This is a genomic window from Streptomyces sp. NPDC007863 (genome assembly GCF_040633895.1).
Lineage (GTDB): Bacteria > Actinomycetota > Actinomycetes > Streptomycetales > Streptomycetaceae > Streptomyces.
Window position 1 is genome coordinate 1 of record NZ_JBEYEI010000041.1, and the last position, 18,211, is coordinate 18,211.

The window sequence follows — 18,211 nt, forward strand, 5'->3', positions numbered from 1 at the left end:
TTTGGAGATCGGTGACGCCCATGAACGCGAGGTCGACGGTGTCCCCTGGTTCGAGGCTGTAGTCCGCGACCACGTTCGCTGACCACTGGCGTGTCAGCGCTGATGCGGCCTGCAGCTGCGTCTGCGCCAGCGTTTGCGCTTGCGGGAAGCTGAGCGGTGTCTGGACCTTGAGGATTTGCGAGACGCGCCCGAACCGCCCACCGAACCGAGTCGGCGATGTAGTCGTCGTATTCCGGGCCGGCACCCGGATCGGCGTCGTGCCGTCCGCCCGCTCCGACACCACCACCACGGAGTTCGCCACTCCAGCCCTCGAACGAGGGACGGACGCGTCAATCAGTAGCCCACCGGGACCATCGTGCAGGGCCTGCGCTACCGGCCCCAACGCGTAGTCGAACGCGCGGACTACGAACTGCCCGTTCCCGAGCGCGTACCAGCGGCCGCCCAGCGACTGCGCGAGGTCGTCCAGTGCCTGCCCGCGGTCCTCGTCCCACGTCAGCGACTGCGGCGTTGGCGCGTCGACCACGGTGTCCGTGCCGAACGTGGCCTGCGGTACCGCCTCCGTGATCAGCCGCCGGATCTCCGACAGAGTCATCCCTGCCGTCGTTGTACGCGGCTGCTCAAACCGGTAGCTGATCACATCTGCCGCGAGGTCCTGGCAGTTGAACGCCACCTGCCCATCCGCCCCCAGGGTGGCATCCCAGATACGGCCCTCGAACAGGGGGAACGTCTCCGCCTGCCCCGTTCCGTACTGGATGCCGGCATGGATGTGGACGACTGCGTACTCGGGTGAGAGGGGGTCGTCGGCGGTGACAGGGTAGTAGTCGCGGGGGAGTGTGAATGTTGCGTTCCGTGTGACCCGGTTGGTCAGCGACGCCGACACATCGCCAGCAGACGGCCGCAGGCCCAGGGCCCGCGGCTGGCCGTCGATGTCGTACACGTCGACCCGCACGCTCCTGCGGTGAGGCTGGCGGAGCGCGGCCTGGTAGGTGAGCGTTGATGGCCACATCAGGGCGTCACCGACAGGTTGTCGAAGGAGAACACGATCGGCAGCGGGCTCGTCACGGCGCCACCAACAAGGGTGCGGATGCCGATGTCGTCGGGCAGGGTGATGTCCGGGTCAGTCGTTGTCACCTGCCATGTTCCCGGCTCTGTACCGGAGGCCAGCCACGTACGGGCCATGAGGGTCGTGCCCTGCACCGAGAACCGCAGCCTGTACACGGCGTTTGCCGCATACACCAGCGGTGTCGCGAACGCTGCAAGCTCCGTCTCCACACCCGAGATCCGCTTCCGCAGCGAGATCTGCATTGCACCCGTCGACACGAGGATTCGCACCCGCGCCATGTAGAACGTCTGCGTCGCGACCACCCGCGCCATGCCGAACACGTAGATGGAATCCCCGAGAGGTACCACGTTCGCCGCATAGTTGAACGCCATGTTGATGTCCGGCGACGAGTACGGTGCGGTGACCGCCAGGAACTGGCCGGCCACCGGATGCGTGTGCAGACCGTTCGTACCGTTCACCGACAGGTTCGCGGCCGTACCCAGGCTGAGCGTCCATGGCTGCCCTGTGTCGGCCGTACCCCACCCGCCGGCCGGGACGGTACGGCTGAACGTGTCCGTGAACGCTTCCACCGGCTCGCCAGCCGGACACTGCGTCTCCCCCTCCAGGATGTCCAGCCACGGTCCACCAGCCGCCGTCATGTCCGCGTACGTCGGCCACGTCTCCGCAACGGTGCACCAGTTCGCGCACACCGTCCCCTGGATCGGGCCAGCGCCCGCGTCATCGACGACCGTGACCGGAGCCGACCACAAGCGGTGCGGCCACCGCTGGTCAATTGTGTCCGTCAGATACCCCTCGACCAGATCGCCCGGCTGCACCGTGTGCGGCTCCCACCCGTACACAGCAGGCGCCGTAATCTGCAGCGGGCCGCCCCAGTCGAACAGCGCGTCCACAGCAACCCGAGCTGCGTCCGTTTTGGTAAGAAACCGGATGCTGGTGTCGAGCTTCTTCCGCCGGCCGTACACGTCCGCCGGCGTCTGCGAGTCGAACCGATCGAACAGACCCGCATCGGAACGCCGCGTCTTGGTACCCCAGCCGCCCCACACGAACGGCTCGCCACCGGTACCGCAGACGGCCGCACTCAACGCCTCAGGAGTCGCGCAGAAGTGCATGGTCAGGTTGGCCCACGGCCGCAACGGGTCCCGTACACACACAACGTCGTCAGCCGCGGGTGCCGTGATCGGGCCCTGCGTGATGACCTGGTTCCCCGGGTTGCCCGTCCACCGATACCAGGTGGGAATCCCATCGTTCGGGGTGGTGTCGTACGTCGCGCCGATCTGCCCGGTCAGCTCGACCTCACGCATGAACGTCCACGGCCCGACGGCCGACGGCCCCGTCTCGACGATCGCCGTGGTCTGAGTGCCAGGCGCCGCGTTGAAGTTCGCGGTGATGAACAGCGGGTCGCAGGCCATCAGAGCCTCACTCCCTGTGCGAGAGTCCGCCGGTTACGGTTGTCGATCATCGTCACGCGCCCGTCCACATAGCGTGCCAGGAACTCGTTCCCCAGGTAGATGTTCGTCGGCTGCCCCCCACCGAGCCCTGCCGGAGTTACTGACAGCCCTGCTGCCCCAGTCATTCCGAAAGCGAGGTTCCCCGACGGCGTCACCACCCCGGCGATCCCCGCCACCTCACGCTCTAGCGCCGGCACCATGTCGTTCATGCCGACGATCAGACCCCGAACGATGTCCCGCCCATAGCTTGCGGTCAGCTTCGACGGCGAGCTGATCCCGAAGAAGTCCTTGATCCCGTTGGCGGCCTGCGACCCGATGTCACCGATGGTGCTGAGAAGGCTCCCGAGCATGGATTTCAGACCGTTGATCAGACCCCGGATGATGTCCTTACCGGCGTTCAGCAGCAACGTGCCGAAGCCCTTCACCGCGTTGATGATCTTGTCGGGGAGTCCGGTGATGAACTTGACTGAGTCGTTCACCAACTTCAGGATCTGCCGGACGAACCCGACCGCCAGATCGGTCGCGAACTTGAGGACACGATCCAGAAGCCTGGATACGGCCTGAATCACCTGATCGGTCATGTTGATAACGAACCCGACCACGGCAGTAGCGACGGTCTTGATGATGCTCTTGATCTGATTCCACGCATCTGAGAACCGGCCCTGAAGAAGCTTGGTCAGGATCTCGATCGCGGGCACCAGGACTGACGTCAGGAAGGCGGCTACCACCTTCAGAGCACCGTTGACGAGACCGAGGAGTAGCTTCGCCAGCGGCGCCAGCACCGGAGCCAGCGCCGACCCGAGTGCAACCACCAGCTGCAGTACAGCCTGGATCAGCGGGCCTGCCGCCTCCAACACCTCGACCAGCGCCAGCGACAGGGCGAGCAGCCCAGGCTGCAAAGCCAGCAGCACCTCGATGATCGCCGGGAAAACGGCCGAATACAGCTCGACCAACGGATCCAGCACAAGGTCCAGCAGCGGGCCGAGGGCTTCCAGAATCGGCGTCAGGAACTGGCCCAGCATCTCCGCGAACAGCTGCACTGCAGGAGCGATCTGGCTGAAGATCACGAACAGTGCGTCGAACAACGGCAGCAACGCGGGCAGCAGCGTGGTGATCAGCTGTCCGATCACCTCAAGGAACGGGACGAAGACGAGCACTAGGTTGCCGATCGTGTCCGCCACCGCCGTCAGCACCGGGCCCAGAGCAGCGATGATCGGGGTCAGCGCTGCACCCAAAGCCTCGATCAACGTCTGAACCGGACCGGCAAGCGCCTCGAAGATCGGCCCCAGCAGCTGCAGTGCCGACATCAGCAGAGGCAGCGCCGTGTCGACGAGCAGCGCCATCGTCTGCGACAACGCGGAGATAGCGTCCTGGAACCCCTTCGTCGCGGTCGCATCCTCAAACGCCTGGGTGATCTTCTCCAGGGTGCCAAAGAGCCCCGCGCCATCGACCGTCAGGCCAGAGATCACATTCTTCAGACCGGCCAGAATGTTGCCGACGGAACTGCCGAGCTGGGCGAACGAGTCGATCGCCCCTGAGATCGCATCCTCCAGCGCCCCCGACCTGAACGCGGACACCAGCTTGTCAGAGATCCTGTCCGACGCCCCTGCCGCAGCCGCCGCAAGCCGGTTCAACGCAGGCGCACCAGCCGCAGCAATCGACCCCAGGCCGACCACCAGGTCATTGGGTACCTGCTCCAACGTCTGAAGAGCCTGCGTAGACCCCTTCAAGGCCTTGCCGAGGGCGCCGTTCGCATCCAAGGCGAGGGCGCCAGCGGCCGCGTTCTTGGCCATCTCATTCAGGGATACGCCCGTACCTCGGATCGCGTTGGCGACATCGGGGAACGACTCCCTGGCCAGCGTCCGCAGGGTCCGGTCGAGGCCCTCGAACACGTCATTCTGTACGTCCTGCTGGAGACCGACGAGGTCACCACGCATGTCACGGAGTTCGTTCACGAACTTGCGGGCGTTGGGCGCCAGCTTCTCCATCGCCTCCGCGAGCTCTTCCGGCTTGGTCTCCGGGTCGAATGCTGCGGACACGGCATCACTAACGCCAACCATGGCCAGCTTGAGTGTGCCGGCCGCAAGCTTCATGGTGACCATGCCGGACACGGCAACACCGGCCGCCGGTCCGAGCTGCTGGATCGCCGCCACGGCAGACGCGAGCGCAGGCGCCGCGGTCCCCACAGTGGCACCCAGCTTGGCGACGGTACCGACGAGACCACCGATCGGACCCAACGCGCCCTTGGCTCGGTTGCCGAGGTCACCAAACCCTGAGGTCAGGCGGCGTACCTGCCGCTCGATGTCAGGGTCGACCTCGGCCTCAAGCTCGATGATCTCAGCCGTGCGTTCCGCGTAGTCGGTCAGCGCGTCAACACCGCGGCGCACCTCGGCAAGGGACTCGGGGAAGTCGAGGGTGGCATGCAGGTCGACGATGTCGACTACACCGTTGGCCGCGGAACGGGTCAGCTCGTTGAGATCCTGACGCAGCGTACGCAACGCCTCGCGAGTGTTCAGCGCGGCATCGACGTCGATGGTCGGGTCGTCCTGGTCGATGTTCGCGAGCACACCGTCAAGCTGCGTCGACAGAACGGCGAGCGTGTTCTGCGCTGCAAGCGACGCCTGCACGTCGATCGACGGCGCCCCATCCTCAGCCGTCTGGAGGATACGGTCCAGCTGTCGCTCAAGGTCAGGTAGCGCGTTGGCCGCGTTAACTACGACATCGACCTCTGCCTCATTGGCCACCGGTCACCCTCCCATCCATGCTGCGAGCTGCTTCTGTACGGCCTCGGGGTTGTCGCCGTCCGATCCCCACTCGTCCTCGTAGCCGCGGGGCGGGAGGCTGAGCTGGAAGTCGAACTTCATGCGCGCCTTCTCGTCCGCGTGCTTGGTGTGCAGTGCGTACGTTGCGGCGCACCACTCGTAGGCGGATCGCTGCCATGGGTCCACGCCCGCCAGCGCGAGATGCCCGAGGGTCTCCGGCTGCACAGAGATCTGCAGCAGCCGGTGTCCCTCCCACCACTTGCGTCCGGTCACCAGGCTGAGTACGTCGTGAGCCGCTTCCGTCACATCGCGGACCGTCGCCTGCCCTTCCAGGAGCATCCGCCCCACCGCATCCTGGTCGGACTCCGGCAGCATCCTGATCACGTCGGTCTCTGACCGAACCCCGGTCCACTCGGCTGCGGGACGCCACGCCAAAGCGAAGACCAGGCCGCCGATCTGTACCGGCACCGGGCCCCGCGCGAGAGGAGCGAGGACGTCAGGCATCCGCGGGCGGAGCCCCCAGACCGTCGCCGATCGTCTTCAGGATGCTGAACAGGCCCTCCGTGTCGACGGACCCGTCGAGGTAGGAGGAAAGAACTTCCGCCCACGCCTCCTCGCCGAGACACGAGGCGATGAGCACGCCGGCCGATCGCAGCTTCAGCTCGCCAGGGGAGTTCAGGGACATGACCACGGCGACGCGTTCGGCGGTGACGGGGTCCGGCTTCTTGACGGGGTACTTGGTGCCGCCGATGGTCACCACACCAGTGGTCTCGGCGATCGTCTTGGTGTCGTCCATAGCAACAGCCTATCGCTGGGTGATGTCGTAGCCCCGGCTACGCGCCACATCCCGTAGGGCGCGGTCGAGGAATGGACGGGGGCGCGTACCTGGGTGGTGGACGACCTTCGCGAACACAGTCCGGCCGCCGACCTTGAACCGCAGGACCTGGGCGCGCTTCGGACGGATGATGTGCGGCTTGGTGCCGTCATTCACCATCGGCGCGTACTCGACATCCGACCCGACCGTCCACCGCTGCCGCAGCCCGAAGAAGCTTCGGCGCTCGACACGGATGCTCGCGCGGAGCCGGCCGGTGTCGACAGGCGCCAGGACTTTGGCGCGCGCCACGACCTGCCGGGCCGCAGCATCGCCTTCACGCCGGCTCGTCGCCGAGAACGTCCGGTTCAGCGCTGCCCTGTCCAGCCTCAGCCTCGCCATCGAACGTCACCTCCAGCTCCGTCTCGACGGAGTGCACGAGCTCGACCAGGCCGAGCGTCAGCCAGCCGTCCACCAGGGCGTCCCGCTCGACGGTGTACAGCTCGCCGGCGCGGAAGCCGTCGAAGCTGATGCGTACGAGGAGACCCACGTACTCGGGGACGGTCGTCTTCTTGCGGGTCATCAGCAGCACGCCTCCATCACGATGTTCACGGGCAGCCGGCCGCCGAGGCAGTTCGCGTCGGGGCCGACAGGCTGGTACAGGCCGACCGCAACCGGGCCGATACGCAGGGCGTCAGAGTCGGAGAAGGCACAGCAGACGGCGGCCTCCATCGCCCGCCAGTCGGCATCGAGCTTGGCCGCCAGCGTGTCCCACTCGGTGGCAGAGACGATGGCGCCCGCGTCGGGAGTGGGCATGCACCGGTACACGCCCATCTCCAGCGTGAGGACGCGTTCAGCCATGAAACAGCCGGAGTCGGCCATGCGGTCCGTGACGTCGCGGACGCCCTGCACGCCAGCGATGCGGACGTAGCCGAGGCCGAGGCAGCACTCGTCCTCGCCAGTCGAGGCGATCATGGGGATGACCTGCTCGCCGGCACGGAGCATGACCCGCTCCGACGGTAGCGGCCACGGGTGCGGCGGGTTCTGGAGTTGCGTGGCGAGGCAGCCGACGAGGATCTGAGCTAGGGACAGTGCCTGCGTCATGAGAACCGCCCCCTGTACGTGTCCACCGAGGCGACCCTCGACCGCTGGGCACGCCGTGCGGGGTTCACGGACCGGATCCACAGGTCGACGTTCTGGATGCCCGTCAGCCCTTCCTCGGCGACCGTCGTCGGGTCGACCATCTGGATGTCCACCCCGTTCCGGGACAGGGATGCCATCTGCTGCGGCAGCGCACACTCGGCGCCCACGCAGGCCTTGGCGATCTCGCAGGCGTACTCGCCCGCAGCGATCTGCCCCGCGAGCGGAAGCGGACGGCCCGGCTGGTAGGTGATGACGAACGAGCCCGCCTCGCCCGGCTCGGTGTTCATGTCCTGGCACTGCGGCCAGCACTCGCCATCGATCCGGACCAGCCGAGGGATGCCCCGCCACGAGTCCAGCCGGTACGCGGCCGGGTCGAGGGTGAGGCCGTCGACAGTGACTGAAGTGACCGACGCCACGGATGTCGGGAACGGAACCTCGCACGCCGCCGCACAGGAGCAGCCGCCCGAGCAGCCGCAGTTCCGCCACACGCCGGCATCGACATACGGCAGCATCCACGGCCCCCCGCCCGCCGAGACACCAGGGGTGGCGACGGGCCAGGACATGTAGCCCGGACCGGACGCGCACTTCGGTCCGCACGGCCGGTACGCGACAGGGCACTGCGCGAACTGCCTGCCCGTGAGCGCGTCGAGGATGGCCACGGCGAACGTCGTCGCGCGCGCCTGTACCTCGGGCGCGTACGTGTCCCAGTCCGGGCAGCAGCTGGTGTCGATGGGCCACTCGCACGGGCCCGGCGGTTCGGGTGTCGTCATCCTTGGTCCCTACGTGAAAGGGGTCCCGGCCGCGTGCCGTCGACCAGGACCCCGGTCCTTACGGAACCGGCAGCACCGTCGCACCACATGCGACGGCCGGCAGCGGAGCCGACGTCGTGATGGTCCGCATGGGCTGCGTCGCACCGATCGGCGTCAGCAGCGGCGTCAGCGTCGCCGGAGTCACGGCGCTGCGAAGCACGTCGTCGTACGGACCGACACCCCACGCGCCGCCCGCCACCGCGCGCGCGGTGAACGTGGCCGTGATGCCGTCGTTCTGGTACGGCACCCATTCACCCCACTGCGCGTCCTTGACCCACGGGAACAGCCAGTACTGGTACTTCGGGTTACCGCCCGGGTCGCATGCCTGACCGGTGATGTTCGACCAGATCTCCATGCCGAAGTTCGCGCTGCCGGTGAGGTCGGTGTCGATGGACCAGCCGACCGTGTTCGGCGTCGGCGTGGCATCGTCGACGACAACGGGGTCACCGGTGACGAGGTTGATGAACCACGGGTCCCACACGCACACGTTCAGGTTGATGTCGAGCCAGCGCAGCGCCGGACGCGACCGGTCGCTGATGCACTCGTCGCCGTTGCCGTTCAGAATGCTGATCTCGGTGGGGTCGGCGTAGTTCGGGGTGATCGTTCCGGTGACGATCGCGTCGGTGGTGAGCGTAGAGTTCGGGCCCTCCACCACTGCACCACACTCATTCTCGCGGGTCAGACGGATCCGCCGGCCGCGCGCCAGACGAACACACTCGGTTGCCATCAGTCATCCTCCTTCTTCGCGCGGCGACGCGGCCGCGGGTTCGGCTCGCGCGCGGTGTTGTAGCGGTCGGCCACGTACGGGGCGACGAGGAACTCGGCCCCGCCACGCTGGGTCTGTACGTGAGCCGGATCGTCCGCGACCGCCAGGAGAGCAATCGCGGTCTTCTGCACCCCAGCCTCGCCAGGGAGAACGGTCACCCAGTCGGTCATGCCGGTACCGCCGGAGCTGTGGCCACCGCGGGGGCGGCGACCGGGACCTGCACGGCGAACACGGTGTCGCACACCCACGCGTGGGCCCACACCGACTCAGCCACCGCCATCCACTGGTTGAACGTACGGTCGAGCGTCTGCACGGGGTCGGGCTGGTTTACGGCGGTCTCCCACAGGTAGACCTGCGGGGTGATGAACGCCCACACGAACCCGGCGTCCGGCGCCTCCCCAGCAGGGCCGCTGACGCCGTAGCCGGAGCCGAACGACCACGCGTTCCCCAGCGGCGTCCGCATGGTTCCGGCGCCGCCCTGAGAGCCCACCAGGCCCGCGTACTGTACGGCCGCCTGCGCCGTCGAGTTGACGTGGATGACGCCGGTGTAGCCGTGCTGGTCGTGGAACGCCTGCTCCAGCGCCGAGATAGCGGCACCCGCACCCGGCGCCGCCGGTACGACGATGTTCGCCGGCGCGGTCGCGGACAGGTTCGGGACGCCGGTGATGCCGCCGCCGGTCCAGATCTGCTGCTCGACCGCCCACTGCACGCCCGCGTCGTACCGCTTGCGGACCCGGCGGCGGACATCGTCGGCGGTGGTGCCGAGAGTGCCGCACTGATAGGTGGTGAGCAGCCAGTACGGGTTCGACTCGACGAACGCGGTGCCTGGTGCGAACGGCTTCTCCGGGTGTGGTGCCGCGCACGTCGGGTCATACGGCACCACGGAGATGCCGCAGTCCTCCGCCGCGAACGTCAGACCCGACGCGATCACGCCGTTCCCCAGAGGGCCCGGACGTACTGCCGCGTCGAAGATGCCGTACCGGCGGCGGCCCGGCTCCGGTCCCTGAATCTCCTGCTGACTCGGAACGATCACTGCCATGTCGTCACCTCCCTTCGACCGAGGGGCCGCCCGCCCGGACGACGGTTGGGCGGGCGGCCCGGATCACGGGGTAGGTCACGCCGCAGCGGCCGGGACGGCGCACGACGTCCACACCTGGCCGGCGGTGGCGCCGGACGGGCAGGCGTTGACGGTGTACCGCTTGACCTCGCCGCACGGGAAGATCGGCGCGTAGCCCTCCTCCGTGAAGAGGGCTGTGTACAGGTTCTGCTTGAGGTTGGTGCTGTCGTAGACGTTGGTGAGGGTGACGACGTCCTCGCGGAGCAGGACGATCGCGCCGGCCGGGTAGATGAGGAATTCCACCGTGGTCGGGAGCGCGGTGATCGGGGTGATCGGGGCGGTGATGTCGCCGGGGCCGGTCGCAAGGCCGGACTGGGCGTCCTGCCAGTCGCGGACGAACTGCGGCCGCAGGTTGCGGGCGGAGAACCAGCGGGCGATCTCCGCCGTGGTCGCGGCCGAGAACGGGTCACCGAAGTAGCCGTTCCGGCGGGAGATGTCGGCACGCCACTGGGCCACGATCCACTGCGGGATGACCACTTCGAGGATGCGGTTGAACGACATCCGCTCGCGGTACCGCATGTCGATCGCGGCGATGTCGACGCCCGCGAGGAAGCTGGCGACGGCCGACGTGTCGGGGCCGGAGCCGGGGGCCGGGGTCGCACCCTGCGGCGGGATCACGATCGCGGCACCGGCCTGGGTGACGATCTGGCTGATGATGTCGCGGTTGATCTCCACCTCATGCTTGAGGAGGAGGCCGTCGACGAGGTTGGCGACGTTCTCCGGGTAACCGACGTCCTGGAGGAACGAGCCGGTGATACAGGTGGCGGCCACGTCCATGCGCCGCTCGGTGAAGCTCGGGCAGGGCAGCTCGGTGCAGTTCTTCGGGGTGTCCGCGATGACCTGCGCCTCGGTCAGCTTCGTGAACGACGTGAGGCCGGCGTCCATGATCTCGCGCCACAGGTAGTTCTTCGAGTACTGCACGCCGCCGCGGGGGGCGCCCATGGTGGGCAGGTCGATGAATCCGTCCCGCTCCCACAGGCTGCACAGGTCGTAGCGGATCTCCGACGGGGCGCACCAGCCGGCGGCTGCGGTCAGCGAGTTGGCGTCGCTGACGGTCTTCTCCCACTCCTGCATGGAAGGGAGGCGGCGCCGGTAGTCGGTGAGCTCCTTGAGGGTGCGGGCGTCGGCGTAGCGGTCGCCGGTGGCTCGGAACTCGCGCTGCCGGGAGAGCTGGCCGAGGGCACGCTCGGCGCGGACACCGCCGCCGACACGGCTGTTGCCGAACTGCTTGAAGAGGGCCGTGGACGCCTCGGTGAGAGCGTAGGTGTCGGTCTCTTCGCCGACGCTCTTGCCCATGACGCCGGCGGCGTCGGAGCTGAAGCGAAGGGCGACCTTGTCGTGGCGCGGCTCGTGGGACGGGGGCGTCTGGGGGAGGGTGGTCTGGGCGGCCATCTGGGAGACGGACGGGACCTGCGTGGGCGCCTGCTCGACGACGGTCTCCTCGACGGGGGCGGTCTCGACGGCGGGTGCCGGGATGACCGGGGTGGGGATCGTGAGCTCGGGGGCGTTGGCGAACGCGTCGCGGGCGGCCTGCGTCTGCTCTGCGGCGGTCTTCCGCTCGGCGATCGCGGCCGACAGCTCCTTGAGCTGCTCGGAGAGGCCGGAGAGTTCGGCGGGGTTGGCGTCGGCCTGTCCGGACAGTTCGGTCCCGGCCTGGCGGACGCGCCCGTACTCGGCGAGCAGCTGCTCGTCGGTGGCGCTGGTGATGTCGAAGGCGACCGGCTCGTTGGGCTCGGTGTTCTCCGGGGTCTGCTCTGCCATGGCGGGTCTCCTTCCGATCGGCAGAACGACAACGTCTCGTTCGCCCGACCGGCCCACCGCCAGCGTCGAAGCTGTGTGCAGGGTACCGCGTGCCGGGCGGTTTGTAAGGACCGCCCGGACCTACGGCGTGTTACGCCTTGCGGGGGACAGCCTGGTAGGTGCCGCCCTTGGGGGACTTGGCGAGGAGCTGACGGACCCGGATGAGGCCGCCCTGCTCGTGGGTGACGAACTCCTCGCCGCCCCCGCGGTACGTGACCTTGTAGTCGGTGAGGGTCTTGGCCCCTCCGCAGTTGCAGCCCATGTCAGTCCTCCGTCGTCGCTGCGGCCCACGCCCACCGGGCACGGGCCTGGTCTACGGTCTCGCCGTTCTCGCGGCAGTCCTGGAGGAGCTGCCGGTTCACGTCAGCCAGGTTGGCGAGGCCCCCGCTTCGTGGCGTGATGCCGAACGAGCCGATCAGGGCCCGCTGATGCCCGGCCGCGAAGTGCACTCGCGCGCGCGGGACCGGGAAACCCGGTGTGTTCACCGAGCAGACCCCGATGAGCTCCAGGGCGCCGCCCACGCGCCGCCAGTCCCCGGAGACGGGTGACGAGCGGAACACGTCGAGGGCTTCCGCGCTCGCGCCCGGGAGGAGCCAGCCGGCGACCCAGATGCCGTGCTCGTCCTCGCCGGCGACCACGCGGGCGACGGCCGCGGCCGGGTCGTCGTAGTGCTCCTGTGCGGCGCGGAACGCCAGTTGCGCGTCGGCGTGCCGGGGACCCGCAACGAGGGTGCCCACGGGCAGCGTGGCGCCGTCCTGGGTGCGCTGCTCGGCGACGTGGAAGTACGTGTAGCCGGTGGGGCTGCTGGGCGGGGTGACGCAGCCGGGCAGGCCGACGTGGCAGGTGTCCCACCCGGCGATGTGCCCGAAAACCCTGCCCGTGTCGGTGACGGTGAGGGGGGTGAGGCGGTCGACGTCCGGGCGCTGGAACCAGCCCGCCGGAGGTAGCTCCTCGGGTGCGGCCGACGCCCACATGGCGTCCATGGGGGACTCCTCGGGCTCACCAACCGGTTCGGCGGGGAGCGGGTCAAGGGTGAGGGACACGTCCGCGAACGCGGGGATGCTGACGAGCGTGGCCCCGGCGATTCGCCACCGGGTGATGATCAGCCGCTCCGCCTCGTCCATCACGTACTCGATGTCGTCGAGGTCGACCGAGGGGCCGACGACTCCGGCCTCCAGCTGCTCGGTGACGGAGTAGGGGATGTCCTCCAGAAGGCTGCCGGTGGCGGTGACCATGCCGTCTGCGATTCGCAGGGTCTCGATCCGGCCCACGACGCGCGAGCCGCCGTGGCCGTCGTCGGAGAGTTCCTGCCACATGAGGGGCAGCGGCAGGTCACGGCTGCTGCCGCCTGCGGGGTCGATGATGCGGCCGTCACCGGTGGGCACACCCAGCCGGGCCAGCACCGCACTCCACGTCCTAGCCATTAAGTCCCTCCGCGTTCTTCCGCAGGACGGCCCAGGCAGCCGCCTCCCAGGCGCCCTGAATGCTGTCCCCCAGATCGCTCCAGGCCGGCATCTCTCGGTCGTCGTGGGTCTTGTTGTTGGTGTGTTCTGCGTATCCCTGGTAAGCGATCTGTCCGTACGTCATGGGTCCTGCCTATCTGTCCAGTCGATCTCTTCTCCGAGCACCACCGGGTACATCGAGCACCGGCAGTTGATGACCTCCCCGGCAGGGCCGGTCGGGTCGCCAGGGAACAGGAGCTGCGCGGCGCCAACCCGGAACGGCTCGCTGAGAAGCGTCCGCTGCTTGTCCGCCTCCCGGTGCGTGTCCCGCGTGCGCGGGTCCGCCGTCGCGATCCACTGCTTGAACGGCGCCGGATCCCCTCGCTGCTCCGCCTCCAACTGCGCGGACCGGAACACCCCCGCGTTCACGGCCGCGAGCGTCTCCGTCCGCGCCACCGTCACCGCCCGATGCGGCCAACGCTCCGACCCCGTCGCAGTCAGCACCGTGCTGACTCGCGCCGCGATGTCCGGGATCGACTCCTGCTCACGGATCCCCCGCTCCAACTCCGCGACGATCAGCCCGTATACCTCGTCCGGCAGGCGCACGAGCCGGTTCCCTGCCTGGTTCAGGTACTCCGACACCCACGTATCCGCCTCAGGAACCCCCTGCCGGCGCACACGACGTGCAGCCCGCTGGAGAACACCCTCAACAACAGGCATCACCTCTACGTCCACCTGCTCCGTCCAGTACTGCTGGTGGTCGGAGACGCGGCCGGGGTCGACGGTGTCGCCCTGGACGACGGCGGGGCGGACGCGGTCGAACCAGCGGGTGGCGGACCGGAACCAGGTGCGCTTGACCTGGTTCTCGCCCTCGCGGATGAACGCTTCCGCGCGAAGCCGCTGGGGTAGCCCGTCATCGGGTGGCAACGTTGTCACCGTCCGTGCCAGACACTCCGGAGGAGCCGCTCCCGCAGGTCCCCCTCCTCGTACGGCAGGCCCGACATCACCAGGATCCGCACGTACCCAGCCACCGTGTCCCGCAGCCGACGGTCATCAACACCGAACGCCCGCGCCAGCGCATCCGTGGGCAGCACAGCATCCCGCATCAACGCCTCGGGGTCCGACGCCCTGATCTGCGTATGCAGCTGCTCCTTGGGCGTGTCCCGGTACTGCCCCTTCAGCTCACGGGTGTTGAGGAGCCGGCCGCCAGCGGTACGAAGGGCCTGAACGGCTACCACGCCAGCAGCGGCAACGAGCCCGTTTGGTACCTGCTCAAGCTCCGGCTCGGAGTTCTGGGTGTCCGGAAGCGTCCGGGACTGTCCGGGCGGCAACTCCGGCGTGGACTCCTCCTCAACGCTGGCCGACTCCTGCGCCGCGGCCAGTTGTGGCATGCCCAGAGCAGCCGCCACACCAGGCTCACTGAGGATCGCCGGCGACGAAATGACCAGCTGCGTCAGTAGCCGTCGTTCCTGCTCCTCGGGGCTTGGGGCAGCGTCCTCGGGAATGCCGTTCTCCGCAAGCATGTAGGCGTCGGAGATGAGGCGCCGGTCGTGGAGGTCGCGCAAGTTCTCGGTGTCATCCGGGCGCGCCACGATCTTCGTGGTGTCCCATCCGACCTCATAGGTGGCGGCCTGTTCCTCAGTCATCCCCATGGCGACGAGCGCAGGCCGGAACCACTGCTCCGTCAACGCGTCGCCAAGCGCCTGGAGTAGAGGCTCGATGAAGATCTTGTAAGTGCTTTCCTCGACCTGCCATGCCGACCAGTGGTTGGACTCACCCTGTGTACCGGCTGCGATGTCCTTCGGCATGTCGAGGGTGTTCGCCAGTCGGGCGAGGGCCTTGTCGCGGAGGTCGTCAATTCCCTGCACGAAGACGGTGGAGGAGTCGATGAACGCGAGAGCGCTGCCTGCCGCGATCATTTCGGACGGGGCGTTGAAGGCGACCGGCACGACGCCCGCCGGAGTGCCGGGCTGCTGAATGCCGGTCTCCGCTACGGACAGCAGCTCGTCCATGAAGGCGAGCGCGGTGGTTTCGTGCTCGCCCTTGGGCAAGTCGAGTTCGTCGGCGACGAGCCACACGCCGGCGGTTGCGAGGCGGGAGTCGAGCTGTCCCGCGAGGGTCTGGCTGGTCTTCTCGATCTCGCGGCAGACGGGAAGGGCGGGGCGAACCGCGGAGTCGGCCTGGATGAAGTCGGCCGGGTGCGGAGACCACACGCGGAAGAGCCTCGACTTGCTGTCGAGGGGAACGTCCACGCCAAGCTTGGGGTCGCGGTACTGCCACGACGCTGTCGCACCGCTCCCCTTGGTCGTGACCTGCGAAGGCGGAAGCACGATCCATTCGTCCGGCTGTGGGCGCCCCTGAATCGGAGGACGTGGGCGGACAATGACCCACGCCTCACCCGGCACCTGCCAGCAGAGCGCCAAGACCTTGAGGAGCGTGGCCCTCTTCGCGGCACCACCAAGCACCTGCGCGGCAGCCTGCATGGCGATCGGGTTCTCCGACGGTCCGGTCGGCGTGCCGGTAGCGGGGTCTAGCTCGGTGGCATGGATGTCGGCTTGTGACACGGCGTTGGCGATCCACACCAGTGGCGACCGCAGCTCGCCGATCGCGTCGTAGAAGTACCAGCCCTGCTTCTGCCAGTCGCTGTTGGCGGACTGCTTGCGGGCCCGGTCGGCGATCTTCACCCCGGGGCCGGCCATCGGCATGGCAGCCGCGGTGATGGACCGTGGGACAACGGTGGTGTCGACAGTTTCGGGGAGGAGGGGGCCGCCTTCCCGTCGCCTGCGGAAGATCGCCATTAGTCCTCACCCTCACGAGACGCCAGCCAGCCAGTCACGTACGAGAACGCCAGCAGAAGCGCCGGCGCCCATGTCCACGGCCACCAGCCCGCCCACGCTCCACCCGCGGCCGCGAGCGCGCCTGTGTACATCGAGACGCACCAGTCGCACACCACGAGGTAGGCAAGCAGCCCGTCATCGGGGAGTACACGCAGGACGGCCCGCCGCGGGGCCGCGAGGATGCGGTCGCGGGTGATGAGGCGGGTGGTTCGGGCGACGGCCATCGCCATCACCACCACGATCAGAACCGGATACGTTTCCATTTCCATCCCATCATGCCCTTCGGGCGGCTGCTCGCGCCTTCAACGCGGGGTGCTGTCCTGCGGCGCGCCCCTGTCGGCGTGCTGCGGTGTGCGGGTTGACCAACTCGGTGCGGGTGCTTCGGTCCCGTTTCATCTGGTAGGTGATGGCGTGGACTTCGGCGTCGACGCGGTCCGGGCTGTTGGGGGACTCCTCGGGGATCCACGTGGTGAGCTGGTCCTCCAGCTCGGGGAGGCTGCCGACGTGGTGGACGCGGCCCTGCTCGTACAGCATGGCGACGGGCTGGGCGCGAAGCTTCTTGCCCTTGGAGGCGTTGACGCGGCGGATCGGTGGCGGGGTGGTGCTGCCGGGGTTGAGGTCCCGCCAGACGCGCTTCAGCACCTCCTCCAGCCAGTCCTTGGGCCCGTTGTCCTCGACGACGATGTACGCGGCGCCGTGCTCCTCTAGCAGCGCGTATGCCGCCCGTGCGGCCTGGTCTGGGGTGCGCTTCGCGGAGGCGTCCGCGAGAACGTAGTGGTGCTGGTCGACGCCCCAGCCGGTAACCACGAGGCCGGTCTCGTCTCCGGCGCCGGTGCCTGCGGGGTCCATGCCGACGGCCATGGAGATCAGCTCCGGTACGTCCGCGGGCGTCACGCGGTACCGGTCAATCAGCGCGCGGGCCACCAAGGCACCGGGCAGATCCTCCAGCACCTCGGCGTCCAGCTCCTGCCGGCCGAGCGTGGTGCCCTCGTACTTGGCGAGGACGGCCCGCTTGAAGGTGTCGGCCAAGTTGCTGAGGTTGTCGTACGTCGAGCCGCGCACCACAGCCGTCCGCGGGTCCTTCAGCAGCTGCTTGATGAGCGGCAGGGGGCGGGGGGTGGTGGTGATGCAGATGCGGGGATGGTCGCCGAGGCGCATGCCCATCTGCGCCATGTCCCAGGCGTACTGGAGGTACCGCCAGGCGGCCAGCTCGTCGAACCACCCGTAGTGATGCTGTGGCCCGCGCAATCTGTCGGGTTCGTCGGCGGAGTAGCAGACCTGGATGGCCCCGTTGGGGTAGACGAGCCTGCGCTTGGACGGCTGGTAGTCCGGGCGGAACGTGGCGGGGGCGGAGGCGAGGATGCCGGACTCGCCCTCGACGAGGATGTCCCGGGTGTCCGCCGCGGTGGGTCCGATGAGCGCGCCGCGTTCGAGGTGCCGGGCCTGCTCGATGACCCACTCGGCGCCGGTGCGGGTCTTACCCCAGCCGCGGCCTGCGAGCGCCAGCCATACGTCCCAGTCGTCACCCACGGGCGGGCGCTGCGCGGCGCGGGAGTGCCGGCCGGGGCGTCCGGGGTGGGGCTGCCCGTCGCAGCCGTCACGGTCGCAGAGCCAGGGGACCTTGCCCGCCTCCCGGTCGAGGACAAGCCGCTCCAGCCCCTCGGCGAGCTGCTCCAGCTCGGCAGGGGTGAGGGCGGCAAGTTCGGCCGGGGTGGGGATCACGTGTTGCTGGCCTTCTCGAACCGTTCGAGGAGGGTCTGGACGCGGTCGCGGGCCGCGGACGCCTTGGGGTCGTCCTTCAGGCGGAACGCGTGCTCCTCCAGGCGGACCATGGCGGCGAGGGCCTGGGACCAGCGCACGGTGGGGTCGTCGCGCTGGGCGATGCACTGGTCGAGCTGGTCGGACAGGTGCCCGCGGAGCTTGCTGGCGAGCGTCAGGTTGTCGTCGCGGGCGGACGCCATCTGGGAGGCGAGCCCGTCGGTGGCCGCACTGGCGAGGTGCTGGTCGTAGGCGGTGGCCCTCGCACCCCAGTCGTGGCGCTTCGACAGGTCGTATGCGCTATCGGCGCTGATGCCGGCTGCTTCTGCTGCGGCGCGGACGGTGCGGCGGGGGCCTTGGCGGAGGTACTCCTGGAACGCGGCGTAGGCCTGGCCGCGTTCGCGTTCGCGGCGCACCCACGGGTACAGGTCGGAAGGCTCGGGCATGGGCGCTCC

21 protein-coding genes are annotated in these 18,211 nt (G+C 68.6%); all 21 read right to left on the reverse strand.

Annotated features, from left to right (window positions below; genetic code table 11):
* Positions 1 to 937 (reverse strand): DUF5047 domain-containing protein (locus ABZ621_RS36485; protein ID WP_360611317.1); only part of this gene is annotated, 937 nt, incomplete at its 3' end.
* A 68-nt stretch (positions 938 to 1,005) separates the two neighbouring features.
* Positions 1,006 to 2,472 carry a hypothetical protein gene (locus tag ABZ621_RS36490; protein ID WP_360611319.1) on the reverse strand — a complete coding sequence of 489 codons (1,467 nt, stop codon included), beginning with the start codon at positions 2,470 to 2,472 and terminating at the stop codon, positions 1,006 to 1,008.
* Positions 2,472 to 5,255: a hypothetical protein gene (locus tag ABZ621_RS36495; RefSeq protein ID WP_360611321.1), complete on the reverse strand. Its 2,784-nt coding sequence runs from the start codon at positions 5,253 to 5,255 to the stop codon at positions 2,472 to 2,474. The genes ABZ621_RS36490 and ABZ621_RS36495 overlap by 1 nt, the downstream gene beginning before the upstream one ends.
* Positions 5,256 to 5,258: 3 nt before the next feature.
* Positions 5,259 to 5,741 carry a hypothetical protein gene (locus ABZ621_RS36500; RefSeq protein WP_360611323.1) on the reverse strand — a complete coding sequence of 161 codons (483 nt, stop codon included), beginning with the start codon at positions 5,739 to 5,741 and terminating at the stop codon, positions 5,259 to 5,261.
* 28 nt (positions 5,742 to 5,769) lie between these two features.
* Complete coding sequence (locus ABZ621_RS36505; RefSeq protein WP_360611324.1) at positions 5,770 to 6,069, reverse strand: hypothetical protein; 300 nt, start codon at positions 6,067 to 6,069, stop codon at positions 5,770 to 5,772.
* A gap of 9 nt (positions 6,070 to 6,078) precedes the next feature.
* A complete protein-coding gene (locus ABZ621_RS36510) occupies positions 6,079 to 6,486 on the reverse strand; it encodes an HK97 gp10 family phage protein (protein WP_360611326.1) in 408 nt (135 codons plus the stop codon).
* Complete coding sequence (locus tag ABZ621_RS36515; protein ID WP_360611328.1) at positions 6,422 to 6,667, reverse strand: hypothetical protein; 246 nt, start codon at positions 6,665 to 6,667, stop codon at positions 6,422 to 6,424. Before ABZ621_RS36515 ends, ABZ621_RS36510 begins: the two co-directional genes overlap by 65 nt.
* The gene (locus ABZ621_RS36520; RefSeq protein WP_360611330.1) at positions 6,667 to 7,188 is read right to left on the reverse strand and encodes a hypothetical protein; all 522 of its coding nucleotides are present in this window, start codon (positions 7,186 to 7,188) and stop codon (positions 6,667 to 6,669) included. The genes ABZ621_RS36515 and ABZ621_RS36520 overlap by 1 nt, the downstream gene beginning before the upstream one ends.
* The gene (locus ABZ621_RS36525; RefSeq protein ID WP_360611331.1) at positions 7,185 to 7,997 is read right to left on the reverse strand and encodes a hypothetical protein; all 813 of its coding nucleotides are present in this window, start codon (positions 7,995 to 7,997) and stop codon (positions 7,185 to 7,187) included. Before ABZ621_RS36525 ends, ABZ621_RS36520 begins: the two co-directional genes overlap by 4 nt.
* A gap of 58 nt (positions 7,998 to 8,055) precedes the next feature.
* The gene (locus tag ABZ621_RS36530) at positions 8,056 to 8,763 is read right to left on the reverse strand and encodes a hypothetical protein (RefSeq protein WP_360611333.1); all 708 of its coding nucleotides are present in this window, start codon (positions 8,761 to 8,763) and stop codon (positions 8,056 to 8,058) included.
* Positions 8,763 to 8,972, reverse strand: coding sequence for a hypothetical protein (locus ABZ621_RS36535; RefSeq protein WP_360611335.1), 210 nt, complete (start codon positions 8,970 to 8,972; stop codon positions 8,763 to 8,765). The genes ABZ621_RS36530 and ABZ621_RS36535 overlap by 1 nt, the downstream gene beginning before the upstream one ends.
* On the reverse strand, positions 8,969 to 9,841 hold the full coding sequence (locus tag ABZ621_RS36540) for a hypothetical protein (RefSeq protein WP_360611336.1): 873 nt from the start codon (positions 9,839 to 9,841) through the stop codon (positions 8,969 to 8,971). The genes ABZ621_RS36535 and ABZ621_RS36540 overlap by 4 nt, the downstream gene beginning before the upstream one ends.
* Positions 9,842 to 9,916: 75 nt before the next feature.
* Positions 9,917 to 11,680: a major capsid protein gene (locus tag ABZ621_RS36545; protein WP_360611338.1), complete on the reverse strand. Its 1,764-nt coding sequence runs from the start codon at positions 11,678 to 11,680 to the stop codon at positions 9,917 to 9,919.
* A gap of 130 nt (positions 11,681 to 11,810) precedes the next feature.
* Positions 11,811 to 11,981, reverse strand: a complete 171-nt coding sequence (locus ABZ621_RS36550) for a hypothetical protein (RefSeq protein ID WP_360611340.1) — start codon at positions 11,979 to 11,981, stop codon at positions 11,811 to 11,813.
* Between the two features lies 1 nt (position 11,982).
* Positions 11,983 to 13,143, reverse strand: a complete 1,161-nt coding sequence (locus tag ABZ621_RS36555; protein ID WP_360611341.1) for a hypothetical protein — start codon at positions 13,141 to 13,143, stop codon at positions 11,983 to 11,985.
* Positions 13,136 to 13,306 (reverse strand): hypothetical protein, encoded by a 171-nt coding sequence (locus tag ABZ621_RS36560; RefSeq protein WP_360611343.1) that lies wholly within the window; start codon positions 13,304 to 13,306, stop codon positions 13,136 to 13,138. Before ABZ621_RS36560 ends, ABZ621_RS36555 begins: the two co-directional genes overlap by 8 nt.
* Positions 13,303 to 14,088, reverse strand: coding sequence for a phage minor head protein (locus tag ABZ621_RS36565; protein ID WP_360611346.1), 786 nt, complete (start codon positions 14,086 to 14,088; stop codon positions 13,303 to 13,305). Before ABZ621_RS36565 ends, ABZ621_RS36560 begins: the two co-directional genes overlap by 4 nt.
* A 5-nt stretch (positions 14,089 to 14,093) precedes the next feature.
* The gene (locus ABZ621_RS36570) at positions 14,094 to 15,959 is read right to left on the reverse strand and encodes a hypothetical protein (protein WP_360611348.1); all 1,866 of its coding nucleotides are present in this window, start codon (positions 15,957 to 15,959) and stop codon (positions 14,094 to 14,096) included.
* On the reverse strand, positions 15,959 to 16,267 hold the full coding sequence (locus ABZ621_RS36575; protein ID WP_360611350.1) for a hypothetical protein: 309 nt from the start codon (positions 16,265 to 16,267) through the stop codon (positions 15,959 to 15,961). The genes ABZ621_RS36570 and ABZ621_RS36575 overlap by 1 nt, the downstream gene beginning before the upstream one ends.
* A 4-nt stretch (positions 16,268 to 16,271) precedes the next feature.
* Positions 16,272 to 17,720, reverse strand: coding sequence for a terminase family protein (locus ABZ621_RS36580; RefSeq protein ID WP_360611352.1), 1,449 nt, complete (start codon positions 17,718 to 17,720; stop codon positions 16,272 to 16,274).
* Positions 17,717 to 18,202 carry a hypothetical protein gene (locus ABZ621_RS36585; protein ID WP_360611353.1) on the reverse strand — a complete coding sequence of 162 codons (486 nt, stop codon included), beginning with the start codon at positions 18,200 to 18,202 and terminating at the stop codon, positions 17,717 to 17,719. Before ABZ621_RS36585 ends, ABZ621_RS36580 begins: the two co-directional genes overlap by 4 nt.
* Between the last annotated feature and the right edge of the window lie 9 nt (positions 18,203 to 18,211).